General features: G+C 33.5%; 13 protein-coding genes. 10 read left to right on the top strand and 3 right to left on the bottom strand.

The window, feature by feature from the left end; all coding sequences use genetic code 11:
- The first annotated feature begins 9 nt into the window (after positions 1–9).
- Together fbaA and accD are read left to right on the top strand one after the other, a co-directional pair.
- Entirely contained in the window at positions 10–1,077 is a 1,068-nt protein-coding gene (fbaA, locus tag ACM55K_RS03750; protein WP_416848895.1) for a class II fructose-bisphosphate aldolase, read from the top strand.
- Between the two features lie 103 nt (positions 1,078–1,180).
- A complete protein-coding gene (gene accD, locus ACM55K_RS03745) occupies positions 1,181–2,035 on the top strand; it encodes an acetyl-CoA carboxylase, carboxyltransferase subunit beta (protein ID WP_416848894.1) in 855 nt (284 codons plus the stop codon).
- A 133-nt stretch (positions 2,036–2,168) separates the two neighbouring features.
- Here the strand turns inward: accD and ACM55K_RS03740 are convergent, their stop codons facing one another.
- Positions 2,169–3,419: an ABC transporter permease gene (locus ACM55K_RS03740; protein ID WP_416848893.1), complete on the bottom strand. Its 1,251-nt coding sequence runs from the start codon at positions 3,417–3,419 to the stop codon at positions 2,169–2,171.
- 164 nt (positions 3,420–3,583) lie between these two features.
- Between ACM55K_RS03740 and purH the strand changes: the two genes are divergently transcribed.
- From purH to rodA, 6 genes are all read left to right on the top strand, one after another.
- On the top strand, positions 3,584–5,110 hold the full coding sequence (gene purH, locus ACM55K_RS03735; protein ID WP_416848892.1) for a bifunctional phosphoribosylaminoimidazolecarboxamide formyltransferase/IMP cyclohydrolase: 1,527 nt from the start codon (positions 3,584–3,586) through the stop codon (positions 5,108–5,110).
- A gap of 53 nt (positions 5,111–5,163) precedes the next feature.
- Complete coding sequence (locus tag ACM55K_RS03730; protein WP_416848891.1) at positions 5,164–6,192, top strand: rod shape-determining protein; 1,029 nt, start codon at positions 5,164–5,166, stop codon at positions 6,190–6,192.
- A gap of 104 nt (positions 6,193–6,296) precedes the next feature.
- A complete protein-coding gene (gene mreC / locus ACM55K_RS03725) occupies positions 6,297–7,121 on the top strand; it encodes a rod shape-determining protein MreC (protein WP_416848890.1) in 825 nt (274 codons plus the stop codon).
- Positions 7,114–7,620, top strand: coding sequence for a rod shape-determining protein MreD (locus ACM55K_RS03720; protein WP_416848889.1), 507 nt, complete (start codon positions 7,114–7,116; stop codon positions 7,618–7,620). The genes mreC and ACM55K_RS03720 overlap by 8 nt, the downstream gene beginning before the upstream one ends.
- On the top strand, positions 7,617–9,560 hold the full coding sequence (gene mrdA / locus ACM55K_RS03715) for a penicillin-binding protein 2 (protein WP_416848888.1): 1,944 nt from the start codon (positions 7,617–7,619) through the stop codon (positions 9,558–9,560). Before ACM55K_RS03720 ends, mrdA begins: the two co-directional genes overlap by 4 nt.
- An 18-nt stretch (positions 9,561–9,578) precedes the next feature.
- Positions 9,579–10,814, top strand: coding sequence for a rod shape-determining protein RodA (gene rodA / locus ACM55K_RS03710; protein ID WP_416848887.1), 1,236 nt, complete (start codon positions 9,579–9,581; stop codon positions 10,812–10,814).
- Positions 10,815–10,980: 166 nt separating this feature from the next.
- Here the strand turns inward: rodA and ACM55K_RS03705 are convergent, their stop codons facing one another.
- Both ACM55K_RS03705 and ACM55K_RS03700 read right to left on the bottom strand, forming a co-directional pair.
- Positions 10,981–11,835: a DNA/RNA non-specific endonuclease gene (locus ACM55K_RS03705; protein WP_416848886.1), complete on the bottom strand. Its 855-nt coding sequence runs from the start codon at positions 11,833–11,835 to the stop codon at positions 10,981–10,983.
- Positions 11,836–11,975: 140 nt separating this feature from the next.
- The gene (locus ACM55K_RS03700; protein WP_416848885.1) at positions 11,976–14,252 is read right to left on the bottom strand and encodes a carboxy terminal-processing peptidase; all 2,277 of its coding nucleotides are present in this window, start codon (positions 14,250–14,252) and stop codon (positions 11,976–11,978) included.
- A gap of 207 nt (positions 14,253–14,459) precedes the next feature.
- Between ACM55K_RS03700 and surE the strand changes: the two genes are divergently transcribed.
- Together surE and ACM55K_RS03690 are read left to right on the top strand one after the other, a co-directional pair.
- The gene (gene surE / locus ACM55K_RS03695) at positions 14,460–15,242 is read left to right on the top strand and encodes a 5'/3'-nucleotidase SurE (RefSeq protein ID WP_416848884.1); all 783 of its coding nucleotides are present in this window, start codon (positions 14,460–14,462) and stop codon (positions 15,240–15,242) included.
- Positions 15,202–15,507: a hypothetical protein gene (locus ACM55K_RS03690; RefSeq protein ID WP_416848883.1), complete on the top strand. Its 306-nt coding sequence runs from the start codon at positions 15,202–15,204 to the stop codon at positions 15,505–15,507. Before surE ends, ACM55K_RS03690 begins: the two co-directional genes overlap by 41 nt.
- The last annotated feature ends 11 nt before the right edge of the window (positions 15,508–15,518 follow it).

Raw genomic sequence — 15,518 nt, 5'->3', positions numbered from 1 at the left:
AGAATTACAATGGCACACAACATAAAACCGGGCGTAGCTACAGGAGATCAAGTACAGGAAATTTTCAACTATGCTAAAGAAAAAGGATTTGCATTACCGGCAGTAAATGTTACGGGATCAAATACTATCAATGGTGTTCTTGAAACTGCAGCTAAATTAAATGCTCCAGTTATCATCCAATTTTCTAATGGAGGAGCACAATTTAATGCAGGAAAAGGGCTTTCTAACGCAGGTGAAAAAGCAGCTATCGCTGGTGGAATCGCAGGAGCATTACACATTCACACTTTGGCGGAAGCTTACGGAGCAACAGTAATTTTACATACTGACCACTGCGCAAAGAAATTATTACCTTGGATTGATGGTTTATTAGATGCTTCAGAAGCACATTTTGCTAAAACTGGAAAACCATTATTCTCTTCTCACATGATTGATTTATCTGAAGAGCCTATCGAAGAAAACATCGAAATTTGCAAAGGCTATTTAGAAAGAATGAGCAAAATGGGAATGACACTTGAAATCGAACTTGGAATCACAGGTGGTGAAGAAGATGGTGTTGACAACTCTGATGTTGATAGCTCAAAATTATATACTCAACCAGAAGAAGTTGCTTACGCATATGAAGAACTTTCAAAAGTAAGTCCTAAATTTACAATTGCTGCAGCTTTTGGTAACGTTCACGGTGTTTACAAACCAGGAAATGTAAAATTGACTCCAAAAATCTTAAAAAATTCTCAAGATTTCGTACAAAACAAATTCAATACAGGAGCTAATCCAGTAGATTTCGTTTTCCATGGTGGTTCAGGTTCTACATTGGAAGAAATCAGAGAAGGTATTAGCTACGGTGTAATAAAAATGAATATTGATACTGACTTGCAATTTGCATTTACGGAAGGTATTCGTGATTATATGGTTAAAAATATTGACTATTTGAAAACTCAAATTGGAAACCCAGAAGGTTCTGATGCTCCAAACAAAAAATATTACGACCCAAGAAAATGGCTACGTGAAAGCGAAGTTACTTTCAACACAAGACTTGAGCAAGCATTTGCTGACTTAAACAACGTGAATACACTATAATAAAATTAAGTTTAAAGCTTTTGAATCCCGATGTAACCATCGGGATTTGAAATCTAAACCGGAAACTACAGGAACGGATTACTGAACACTGAATACTAGAAAAATGGCTTGGTTTAAAAGAAAAGAAAAAGGGATTACTACTGCTACCGAAGACAAGATGGATATCCCAAAAGGGCTTTGGTACAAATCTCCAACTGGAAAAATTATTGATGCCGATGAACTAGCTCGAAACTTATTTGTAAGTCCCGAAGATGGTTTTCATGTTAGAATTGGAAGTGCCGAATATTTCCAAATTTTATTTGACAACAATGAATTTGTTGAATTAGATAAAAATATGACCTCTAAAGATCCTTTGCATTTTGTTGACACAAAAAAATATGCAGATCGGTTAAAAGATGTTATGGAAAAAACCAAACTTAAGGACGCAGTGCGCACTGGGGTTGGAAAATCCAAAGGAAAAGAATTAGTAATTTGCTGTATGGACTTTGCCTTCATTGGCGGTTCTATGGGAGCTGTAGTGGGAGAAAAAATCGCAAGAGGAATCGATCACGCAATTCAAAACAAATTACCATTTGTAATGATTTCTAAATCTGGTGGGGCAAGAATGATGGAAGCAGCTTATTCTTTGATGCAGTTAGCTAAAACATCCGTAAAACTGGCTCAACTTGCCGAGGCAAAACTTCCTTATATTTCATTATGTACGGATCCAACAACTGGAGGAACAACCGCTTCCTATGCGATGCTGGGAGACATTAACATTTCTGAACCAGGTGCATTAATTGGATTTGCTGGACCAAGAGTAGTAAGAGACACTACAGGTAAAGATTTACCGGAAGGTTTTCAAACTGCTGAGTTTCTTCTTGAACATGGTTTCTTAGACTTTATAACGCCAAGAAAAGAATTGAAAGACAAGATTAACTTGTACATTGATTTGATTCAAAACAACAATATCAGATAAATAAAAATCCCGAGCAATCGGGATTTTTTTATGTACTTCAAATTCTATCTTTTAAGATTCAATCCAATAAAAAACGGCTTTCAAATAATTTTGAAAGCCGTTTTTATATAAATTTTAGATTCTTCTTTGAAAATTACATTCCCGTTCTAATCGCCTCAACTGGATCTAGTTTTGAAGCCGCAATGGCTGGCAAGATTCCTGAAATTAATCCAATCAAAGCAGCCAAGCCAGTTCCCAAGACAATATTCCCCATCCCTAAAACAAATTCAAAATCTAAAGCTTTTGTTAAAACAACTGAAATTAACCAAACTAATAAAAGTCCAATTATTCCACCAATTACTGAAAGTATTATCGCCTCAAATAAAAATTGAAACAATATAAATTTATTTTTGGCACCCAATGATTTTTGAATTCCTATTAAATTGGTACGTTCTTTTACCGAAACAAACATAATATTAGCAATTCCAAAACCGCCTACAAGCAAAGAAAATCCACTTATAATCCAACCTACAAGATTCATTTGACCTAAAATACCATCAATAAAATCAGTAAAACCAGAAAACACATTAACAAAGAAGTTGTCAATTTCTCCTGCTTTTAAACCTCTATAACTTCTTAATTTTTGAGAAATTTCACTTTTATAAGCTTCCATATCAATCCCGCTTTCGGGCTTAAAAATGATTACGTTTGTCAATGAAGTATTATTATCACCATATAGTTGACGAACAAAATTTACTGGAATAAAAGCAGACGTATCATCGCTATCCCCAAACAATCCAGCACCTTGTTTTTTCAAAACGCCGATAACGGTAAAACGCTTTCCATACAAACGCACATTTTTTCCGATAGGCTCGGTATTTTCAAATAATGATTTTGCAATTTCATTTCCTAGAACTATTACAGTAGCTCCGGAATTAGCCTCAGACTCGTTATAAAATCGCCCTTTATCAAATTCCAACCCTTGGATATCTATAAACTCATATGAAACTGGAACAATATTAACGTCACTTACCGTTTTGGAATCATATTTTATAGATTCCCTTTTGGTAAAAATTTGATATCCCATTTGGTCTGTGTTAGTCATAACTCCTTTCATGTACGTGTATTCATCATACTTTACATTCGGGAACTGCTCCCTCTTCCATTGTGGCACATCCGAAGGGCCAAAAGAAAATTTCATTAAATAAATGGTATTTTTATCCAGGCTACTTAAGTCTTTAGTGATTTTCCTATCTAAAGAATCTACTGCCGCAAGTACTGCTATTATTGAAAATATTCCAATAGTAACTCCTAGTAAAGAAAGCAAAGTCCTTAATTTATTGTTTCGTAAAGCATTCATTGCAAAACCAAAACTTTCTTTTAATAATCGAAGATAAACTAACATAAAATCTTTTTTGCGTTAAAGTAAATTTCTAAAAATTTAATTCATAAACTTAATAAAAATACACCTATCCATAGGTAGTTTTTTTTAAGATAATGTTACACAAATTCATTGAATTTTATAATCAAAAAAAAACTATTTTTGCACTTTATAATTATAACTACACAATGAACACAACAAAAACTATTCAATCTGCATTAATTTCGGTATTCTCAAAAGAAGGCCTTGAACCAATTGTAAGAAAACTGCACGAACAAAATGTTATACTTTACTCTACTGGAGGAACCGAAGATTTTATAAAAAATTTAGGAATCCCTGTAGTTCCTGTTGAAGATGTAACTTCTTATCCTTCTATTCTTGGTGGAAGAGTAAAAACTTTACATCCAAAAGTTTTTGGAGGAATCCTAAACCGTCAAGACAACGACAGTGATGTGCAACAAATGCAAGAGTTCAACATCCCGCAAATTGATTTAGTGATAGTTGATTTATACCCATTTGAAAAAACAGTTGCTTCAGGAGCAAGTGAATCAGATATTATTGAAAAGATTGATATTGGCGGTATTTCATTGATTCGTGCTGCCGCAAAAAACTTTAAAGACACTGTAATCGTGGCTTCGGTTGAAGAATATAGTTTGCTTTTAGATTTGATCACAGATCAAAACGGAGCTACTACTCTTGCAAACAGAAAATTATTGGCTACAAAAGCATTTCATGTTTCATCACATTACGATACAGCAATCTTCAATTATTTCAATACTGACGAAACTGTTTACAAACAAAGTATTGCTCATGGTCAAGTCTTAAGATATGGAGAAAATCCACATCAAAAAGGATTTTTCTTTGGAGATTTTGATGCTATGTTCAAAAAAGTTCACGGAAAAGAATTATCATACAACAACTTATTAGATGTAGATGCTGCGGTGAATTTGATTAATGAATTCAAAAATGACGGCCCTACTTTTGCCATATTAAAACACAATAATGCTTGTGGCTTAGCGACAAGAAAAACTATTAGTGAGGCTTACAATGCTGCATTGGCCTGTGATCCAACTTCAGCTTTTGGAGGTGTATTAATTTCTAATACTAAAATTGACGTAGCGACTGCAACAGAAATAAACAAATTATTTTGTGAAGTAGTAATTGCTCCGGAATATGATACTGAAGCTACTGCCATTTTACAAGAGAAGAAAAACAGAATTATACTAGTTCAAAACGAAGTAGCTTTACCGCAAAAACAAGTAAGAACTTGCTTAAACGGAATTTTAGTTCAAGAAAGAAATAGCATAACCGACAATAAAGAAGACTTAAGAACCGTTACCACTACAGCACCAACTGAACAAGAAGTTCAAGATTTAATATTTGCTTCCAAAATTTGTAAAAACACAAAATCAAATACGATTGTTTTTGCAAAAAATGGTACACTTATTGCGTCAGGTACAGGTCAAACATCAAGAGTTGACGCCTTATTACAAGCCATTGAAAAAGCAAAAACTTTTGGATTTGATTTACATGGCGCGTCTATGGCAAGCGATGCTTTTTTCCCTTTTCCAGATTGTGTGGAAATAGCCAAAAAAGCAGGCATAACAGCTGTAATCCAACCCGGAGGATCAATAAAAGACGAATTGAGCATTAATTATTGTAATGAAAATAAAGTTGCAATGGTATTTACAGGAACTCGTCATTTTAAACATTAATTTGTTTAACTTTGCCCGTCACAAATTTATAACTTTTAACCCTTAAAAAACTTATGGGATTTTTTGATTTCATGACCGAGGATATCGCGATAGACCTTGGTACCGCTAATACTTTAATCATACATAATGATAAAGTCGTAATTGACAGCCCCTCAATAGTTGCTCGTGATAGAGTTTCAGGCAAAATCATTGCTGTTGGTAAAGAAGCCAACATGATGCAGGGTAAAACACATGAAAACATTAAGACGATAAGACCGTTGAAAGATGGTGTAATTGCTGATTTTGATGCATCCGAAAAAATGATCAGTATGTTTATAAAAAGCATACCGGCATTAAAGAAAAGAATGTTCACTCCCGCATTAAGAATGGTTGTTTGTATTCCTTCCGGCATCACCGAAGTGGAAATGAGAGCGGTTAAAGAATCTTGTGAAAGAGTAAACGGGAAGGAAGTCTATTTGATACACGAACCTATGGCAGCAGCTATTGGTATAGGAATTGACATTATGCAACCTAAAGGAAACATGATTGTTGATATCGGTGGTGGAACAACTGAAATTGCCGTAATTGCATTAGGCGGAATTGTATGTGACAAATCGGTAAAAATTGCCGGTGATGTTTTTACTAATGACATCGTATATTATATGCGTACCCAACACAATCTTTTTGTTGGAGAAAGTACTGCAGAGAAAATAAAAATCCAAATTGGAGCCGCAATTGAAGACTTAGAAACTCCTCCAGAAGACATGTCAGTTCAAGGAAGAGATTTACTTACCGGTAAACCAAAACAAGTAGAAGTATCCTACCGTGAAATTGCAAAAGCATTAGACAAATCAATTCAAAGAATTGAGGATGCTGTAATGGAAACCTTATCTCAAACACCTCCAGAATTAGCAGCAGATATTTACAATACAGGTATATATCTTGCAGGTGGAGGATCTATGTTAAGAGGCCTTGATAAAAGAATCTCACAAAAAACAGATTTACCTGTTTATATAGCTGAAGATCCATTAAGAGCAGTAGTTAGAGGAACTGGGATGGCACTGAAAAACCTGGCGAAATTTAAAAGTATCTTAATAAAATAAGGTTTAGTTAACAATTTAAATAATTCTATATAAGCTTAACTTCCTTATAGTTTTACAGAATAGAAATTTAAGGATAAAACCTGAAACAAAATAACCAATAATACATGCAGCAAATATTTAATTTTATATTTAAAAACAGTAATAGATTACTGTTTTTGCTGCTTTTGGGCATTTCACTTGTGCTTACTATTCAATCTCATTCTTTTCATCGAAGTAAGATAATTAGTTCTGCAAACTTTTTAAGTGGCGGAGTTTATGAAAAAGTTAATTCAGTAAATGAGTATTTGAATTTAAAGAGTCAAAACGATGCTCTAGCTTTAGAAAATGCAGAATTAAAAAGTCTTCTCTTTAATCGCAAAGACACAACTGCGGTACAAAAACTAGATAGTTTAAAAGGCGTAAAATCGGAAGACATCCTCGTTTCAAAAGTGATACACAATTCATACAATGTTTACGAAAACTACTTAACCTTAAACTCAGGGGAACTGCAAGGTTTGAAACCAGATATGGGTGTGATAAATAGCTTGGGGATTGTTGGAATTATTGACAATACTTCTCCGCATTATGCAACTGTAGTTAGTATTTTAAATAAAAAATCCCAAATTAACGCAAAGATAAAAAAATCAAATCATTTTGGTTCATTGGTTTGGAATGGAAAAAGTACCGGTTTCGTTCAATTGATAGATGTGCCAAGATTGGCAGCTATCAGAAAAGGTGACACTATTGTAACTGGTGGACAATCCGTTATATTTCCTGAGAATATCAACATTGGGACCATTGATAAAATTTATATTGACAATCAAACCAACTATTATACATTGGATGTAAAACTTTTTAATGACATGACTAATTTAGGACATGTTTACATTATAAAAAGCAAAAATCGTGATGAGCTTATTAATTTAGAAAAAGGAAAAAAAGATGAATAGCACGTTGTTAGTCAATATTTTCCGTTTTGTTCTGTTATTGGCGGTTCAAATTATTATTTTCAATAATATGAATTTTTTGGGCTATATAAGTCCATTTCCATACGTCCTTTTTATAATATTATATCCTGTAAACGGCAATAAGTCAGGATTGTTAATCGCTAGTTTCTTGCTAGGACTTATTATGGATATGTTCAGTAATTCAGGAGGAATACATACCACGGCATGTATCCTTTTGGCATATTTCAGGCCTTATATCTTTAAATTTTCATTTGGATTAAGCTATGAATATCAAACGGTGCGATTAAACGATGTTTTAACTCCGGAGCGGTTCTCTTTTATATTAATGTCGGTTGTAATTCATCACTTTGTATTATTCATACTAGAAGCATTCCAATTTAGCTTTATCTTGGATATTTTACTTCGAACATTGTTGAGTACGATATTTACAATCCTAATTTGCATTATAATAATATATCTTATTAAGCCAAACAAAAGATGAGAAAATTATTGCTGCCTTCCTTAATCATTGTTGCAGCATCATTGCTAGTAATGCGAATATTCTATTTACAAATTATAGATGATTCGTTCAAACTGAAATCAGACAATAATGCTATAAAAATAAAATATGACTATCCTGAAAGAGGTTATATTTATGATCGAAATGGCAAATTATTAGTAGCCAACCAGGCTTCTTATGATATCATGGTAATTCCAAGAGATGTAAAAGACATTGACACTTCTGAATTTTGTCTGCTATTAGACATAACAAAAGAGGATTTTATAAAAAGAATGGCAAAAGCCAAGGTATATAGTCCAAGATTACCTTCTGTTTTTTTACCTCAATTAAACAAAAGTGAATTTGCAGCCTTTCAGGAAAAAATTCGAAAATACGAAGGATTCTATTTTCAAAAACGTTCCTTACGGGATTACGAAGTAGATTTTGGTGCCAATGTTTTTGGATTTATCACTCAAGTCAACGAAAAATTAGTTGCAAAAAATCCATATTACAATAGCGGAGATTTAATTGGAAGACAAGGAGTTGAAGAGAGTTATGAAGATATTTTACGAGGTACAAAAGGAGTAAAATATTTCCAAAAAGACAAATACAATAGAGAGATTGGATCGTACAAAGAAGGGAGATATGATACTATTGCGGTTCAAGGAGAAGATATAAACCTTACTATTGATGCCGAACTTCAAAAGTATGGCGAAGAATTAATGATCAACAAAAGAGGAGGAATAGTTGCTATTGAACCAAAAACTGGCGAAATATTAGCTCTTGTTACTGCTCCATCTTATGACCCAGGAATACTTGTAGGCAGACAACGTTCTAAAAACTACACCTTATTGTATCATGATTCCATTGCAAAACCGCTTTATGACCGAGGATTATTAGCTGAATATCCTCCGGGATCTCCATTTAAAATCCTGACTGGACTTGTTGCACTTCAAGAAGGAGTCGTAAATGAACATACCACTTTTATGTGTCACCATGGTTTCAGTTATGCAAGAGGTCGATTCATGAAATGCCACGGATTTGGCCCACATCAATTGCATAATGGTATTTACAATTCCTGTAACACCTATTTTGCTAGCGCTTACATGTTAACTATTAACAAATACGCAAAGCCGGCTCAAGCAGTGGATGTTTGGAGTAATCATGTAAAAAGCTTTGGTTTAGGACAATTTATGGGATATGATTTACCAACCGGTAAAAAAGGGAATATTCCTGATTCAAAAACATACAAAAAAATCTACCCTAATGGTGGTTGGCGTAGTACCACAATCGTATCGAATGCAATAGGGCAAGGAGAAGTTTTAATGACTCCAATACAGCTTGCTAACATGATGGCTACTGTTGCTAATGAAGGCTATTATTATACGCCTCACATCATTAAACAAATTGAAGGTCACAAAATTGATAAAAAATTCACAACTAAACATGTTACCACAATAGACAAAAGGTATTATAAACCAATGATTAGCGGTTTATTTGATGTGTACAATTTAGGAACAGCAAGTTCCCTGAGAGTTGAAGGGATTGACATTTGCGGTAAAACAGGAACAGCGGAAAATTTCGCAAAAATAAATGGTAAGAGAGAACAATTAAAAGATCATTCCATCTTTGTCGCTTTTGCACCAAAAGACAATCCGAAGATTGCCATAGCAATCTTGGTAGAAAACGGTGGTTTTGGCGCAACGATAGCTGGTCCGATTGCCAGTTTAATGATTGAGAAATACCTCAGAAAAAAAATCACAAGAACGGATTTAGAAACCCGAATTTTGAATACCAGTTTACAAGCGCAATATGCTAAATTAGGTGGTCTTTCTGAAATTATAAAATTACAATTGAGAAAAAGTGATTCTATTTTGAAAAGTAAAAACGTTGTTGTCCCTGTTCTTACTCCTGTTATAATAGATACAACTAAAGAAAACTAATACACTATAATATTTCAAATGAAAAACCAAAGCGTAACGAACAATCTTGATTGGATATGCATCATTATCTATAGCTTATTAGTAATAATGGGTTGGTTGAACATTTACTCATCTTCATTATCTTCAATGGAAGATACGTATGAAAAGCAGCTTATATTCATTGTATTAACCATTCCATTAATATTCATTATACTTTCTGTAGACGGTAAATTTTACGAAAAATATGCAACCATCATTTTTGGTATATCCTTATTATCGTTGGCGGGATTATTTGTATTCGGAAAAACAATTGCCGGACAACGTTGTTGGTACGGTATTGGAAGCTTCACACTCCAACCTTCTGAATTTGCTAAAGCCGCTACAGCATTGGCATTAGCCAAATATTTAAGTGACACACAAATTAATTTAAAGGATGTTAATCGTCAAATACAAGCTTTAGCAATTGTGTTTTTACCGGTCATGCTCATATTACCCCAGCCTGACCCCGGAAGCGCTTTAATTTACAGTATATTCATCATCGTTTTATACCGCGAAGGCCTTCCTTCATGGTATGTCTGGACAGGCTTCATAACCATTCTTTTATTTGTTTTAACGTTAATATTACAGCCGCAATATGTTGTTTTAATCGCATTAGCTGTACTCGTTATTGTTCATTTCAAATCAAGATTATCAGATAGAAACATTCCGTTAAGTGGAATTTTATTCGTTTTAATGTCAGGATTCGTTCTATCTGTGAGTTACGTATTTGAAAATGTTTTTAAACAACATCATAGAGACCGTTTTAATATTCTATTAGGAAAATCGGTAGACATGAAAGGAATTGGTTATAATACCAATCAATCGGAAATAGCAATTGGATCAGGCGGTTGGTTTGGAAAAGGCTTCCTTGAAGGCACACAAACTAAAGGAGGTTTCGTACCGGAACAACACACCGATTATATCTTTACAACAGTAGGTGAAGAATGGGGATTTGTAGGCTCTTTAGTAGTTATAGGTCTTTTTGTAGGCTTATTTTTAAGATTAATATACTTGGCCGAAAGACAAAAAACAAAATTCAGTAGAGTCTATGGCTATTGTGTTGCGGGAATTCTATTCATTCATTTCTTTGTAAACATCGCAATGGTTGCGGGTATATTCCCAACAATTGGGGTACCCCTGCCTTTCTTTTCTTATGGTGGATCCGGTCTTTGGGGCTTTACAATCCTGCTTTTTATATTTATAAAAATGGACGCCAATAAAGTAAACGAGTGGTAAATAAAGCAATTTATTTAAACATTAGTAGCTTAATCCTGTTATTCATTTCAAGTTTTTCGGCTCGTTAAAATTTTTTAATTATTTTGTAAAGAGCTTCCGTTGGTCGCTTTTACAAAATAAAAAAACTAATAAACACGCCTTCAAAAGCTTTCCCTTGCTATCAGGGCTAATTAAAACTCCAGCTTTTATAATCACTATTCTTTTCCAAGTGATTTTCTATTGTATCTTCTAATTTTGGAAAGAAATCTATTCCTGTCAATTTTTCGATACGATCAACTGAAACCACAAAATGATATAATGGGTCATTACTTTCTGCATTAGGAATTAAAAAAGCAATCATTTTAAATTTCCCTTCAAAGTTATCCAATAGAACTTTATAAAAATACTCCGGGACAGAAACCTTTTCTTTTCCTATTGTTTTCAATGACGAATCTAAAACGCCACCTGTAATGACATAAACTCCATCGTATTTAGCTGCCCAATAGCGCACTTTTTGCTCTAATCTGTTCCAAACTCCATCATTAAAATCATGCAATTGGGGTGAAATATTAGAAGTAAAAAAAGTATCATTATAGGCGTTAAAAGCAAACTCCATGTCACCCGCCGGACAAAGATGTCCTTTGTCATATCCTGAATTTTTATAATTTCTCCAATCAGCAGAACCCGTTTTTACTTTTGGATCTTCAATAAAAAAAGGGCGCTTAAAATTACTATTCTTCAAGTAATTTTCCTTCAGCTCGTAGGCAACCCATTCGGCCTGTTCATATTTTTCATTATAAGACAAAGTATAAAACTCGTGTTTCACGATTTGATTCGTTGTAGAGGATGGTAAAAAACTAAACATTGATAAGTCTTCCGAATAACTATTTCCATCATCAGAATGGCCTTGGCTTTTTTCTAAACTATATTGATTATGTTTTCCACTCACAGAATTAATAACATCTGCATCCTTTTTACAGGAAGAAAAAAGCAATAAGCCAACCAGTATAGCAATTGAATTCAACAACGTACCGTTTTTCATTTCAAATTTATTTTAAGATTGTTACAATTCCTTTATATCAAAAATACAATAAACTAAAAACGCTCCAGTAATTCTTTTTTGAATTTCTGGAGCGCAATAGTATTCAATAAATTATGTCTTCAATTCATTAAAAAATAAACTTAGGATCTCGCTAATTTCTCTTTTTTCAATTTAGCAGGAATACTTTTTTTCAAGACTACTTTTGTTTGTAAATCATCTAATACATTTAATGCTTCTTCAACATAAATATCTTTAGACAAAGCCTCATGCCATCTGTCTCTTTTTTCTTTTAAAGCTACGTCTTTATTCACCTCGTCAACTTCATATGGCAGTGATGTAAATATCAGGGAATTTTTATATTGAGAAAGCGGTTTGTATTTTTTAGCTTTTTCTTCAATTTCACTTTGGGCCGTTTTGAATTTGTCGATATTTAAGCTATAAGTATTATCCTCACTTCTACTATCAATCCATTTAGCATTTTCCTCAATCAATTGAAATTGGGAACTCTGGGAAATTCTTTTTTTACTGTTTAAAATCGCTTGATTAAAATTTGCATTTTTATTCCAAATAGTATACTCCGCTGGGTCGATTTTATCCCATGGCATAGCATTGTCTACATCACGTTCCCCCATTTTTAAATAGGCATATCTATCTGGCATAACAATATCGCTACTTACTCCCTCAAGTTGCGTAGAACCACCATTAATTCTATAGAATTTTTGAGTAGTCGTTTTTACAGCCCCTAAATCTCCCACAGCACTATTACGAACAAATTGATTCAAATCAATTACATTTTGTACGGTTCCCTTACCATAAGTTTGTTTGCTACCAATGATAATTCCTCTTTTATAATCTTGGATTGCAGCTGCCAAAATCTCGGAAGCAGAAGCTGAAAAACTATTAACCATGATTACTAATGGACCGTCCCATTCAATTTTTTTATCTTTATCGAACAATACTTCTTTCTTTCTGCCTGCAGATTTAATTTGTACAATTGGCCCTTGCTCAATAAACAATCCTGCAATGTCCACAACTGTTGACAATGAACCTCCACCATCATCGCGAACATCCAATACAATACCATTTACTCCTGCACTTTTCAAACGTTCTACTTCCTTAGCGATATCTTTTCCTGCATCTCTACCATCCTTATTTTCAAAGTCGATATAGAACTTAGGCAAGTAAATAACCCCGTATTTCAATCCGTTTTTATCAACGATACTAGATTTAGCATACGTTTCTTCAATTTCAACAATATCTCTTATTATAGAAATGATTTTAATTGTTCCATCCACTTTTTTCACTGTAAGACGAACTTCAGTACCTTTTGGTCCTTTAATCTTCTTAACAACATCATCAAGACGCATTCCTACTACATCTACAGCTTCTGCATTTCCTTGAGCAACTTTCATAATCAAATCTCCTGCTTCGAGTTGTTTTCCTCTCCAAGCCGGACCTCCAGAAATAAGTTCAGAAATTTCAGTAAAATCATTTTTCTTTTGAAGACGAGCTCCAATCCCTTCTAATTTCCCGCTGATACTTACATCAAAACGTTCTTTTTCTTCGGGTGCAAAATAATTAGTATGCGGATCAAAACGTGATGTAATAGAATTGATGTATACTGAGAACCAATCATTTCTGTCTAAATCTTGCATGAAACCAAAATACTCATCCAATGATTTTAAAGCACTTTCTCTAGTCTCTTTTTCTAACTCAGCAAATGTCTTTGTTTTACCGTTATCAATTGCTTTGTTATTTTTAGTAGTATCTGAATTGATTGGATCAACTTTAAATTCTTCCTCTTTCAAAGGATCTAAAGTATCTTTCGCCTCTTTTTCTACAATACCTTTACTTTTATTTTCTTGGATTTTTAAACGATCCGTAAGTGACGAAAGCGTTGACAATTTAATTTGTTTACGCCATTTATCAGTAAGTTCTTTAATATCTTTTGGATAAGGTGCTTTTTCATAGTCCGTATTAAAACTCTCATCCGAATTATAGTCAAAAGGTTGACTCAAAACCGATTTGTAAATCTTTTTACTCTCTTCCATTCTTTTCATCAAACGATCATACGTAAGATTAAAAAACGTCAAATCTTTATTTATCAATTCATCGTCTAATTGTGTTTCAAATTTCGAAAATTCATCGATATCAGACTGTAGGAAAAAACGTTTAGAAGGATCTAAAGCTTGGATATAATCTTTATAAATTCCTTTAGAAAAGGTATCGTCTATTGCTGCAGGATTATAATGCCCTTTCTGAATCACAAACGTTAATAGCTCTAATAGTAATTTATCTTTATCGGGGTCGGCTTCTTTTGGTGCATTAATTTTAAATGCAAAGAGTGTTGCTGAAAGACAAACAACAACAAGAAGTATTTTATAATTTCTTTTCATAAAGTCAATAATAGTATTCATCAATTTTTAATCTAAATTACGGTAAAAACTATGCCAACAATAACAAGGGCCGCATAATTTTTTGTTAAAGATATAAAATTGTTTTTTCCATATGAGTTAAATATTCCAAGTTGACAAATTTTATTTTCTTTGTTATAAAATACGGTTTTGTGTGACTACATTTGCTATTTAAATATTTAATTAGAAATCCTACCTTGTAAACATAAAATGACAAAACATTCCAAACCTTTAATATTAGTTACAAATGACGATGGAATTTCTGCACCGGGAATTAGGGCATTAATAGCCGTTATGGCAGAAATAGGAGAAGTCGTTGTTGTCGCTCCAGATGCACCCCAAAGCGCAACAGGTCATGGAATTACCATCAATGACACGCTATATTTAAATAAAATTTCTAAAGAAAGCGATGCCATAACAGAATACAGTTGTTCCGGAACTCCTGTAGATTGTGTGAAATTTGCAGTTAGCGAAATTTTGAAAAGAAAACCAGATTTGTGTGTTTCAGGTGTCAATCACGGTTCCAATTCTTCTATAAATGTAATCTACTCAGGAACTATGAGTGCTGCTATTGAAGCCGGTATAGAAGGAATTCAAGCTATTGGATTTTCTTTATTAGATTACGACTGGAATGCCAATTTTGAAGAAATAAAGTCATTTATTCGAAAAATAACACTGGAAGTTCTTGAAAACAAATTACCTGAAGGAGTCGTTCTTAATGTAAATTTTCCCAAATTAAAAGAAAAAGACATTCAAGGAATCAAAATTTGCCGTCAAGCTAAAGCAATTTGGGCCGAAAAATTCGACAAACGTAAAACCCCGCAAGGAAGAGATTATTATTGGCTAACTGGAGAATTTGTAAACCAAGACAATGGTGAAGATACTGATGAATGGGCATTAAAAAACGGGTATATATCTGTAGTTCCAGTTCAATTTGACTTGACAGCGCATCATGCTGCACAACAACTTAACACTTGGAATTGGAATGAATAAAATAGATTTATTAACTGGATTTGTAATCGGAATTTTAGCTTCACTATTGGGTAGTTACCTTTTTATCACTTTCTTCACTGAATTTGACTTTATGAATGGAATGTATACGATGAAATCAGAAGGCAAACTAGGAAAAATAATCACCCTGGGATCCATTCTTGATTTAGTAGCTTTTGGCATTCTACTCAAATTAAATAAAGAACTCATGGCGCGAGGTGTGATTTTAGCAGTTATTATTATGACACTTGTGTCTTTATTTATTTAAAAATGCAATAT

Origin of the sequence: Flavobacterium arabinosi (assembly GCF_048158725.1) — a bacterium.
Lineage (GTDB): Bacteria > Bacteroidota > Bacteroidia > Flavobacteriales > Flavobacteriaceae > Flavobacterium > Flavobacterium arabinosi.
Note: the sequence above shows the minus strand (reverse complement) of the source record. Positions and strands in the feature narration are given on the sequence as shown.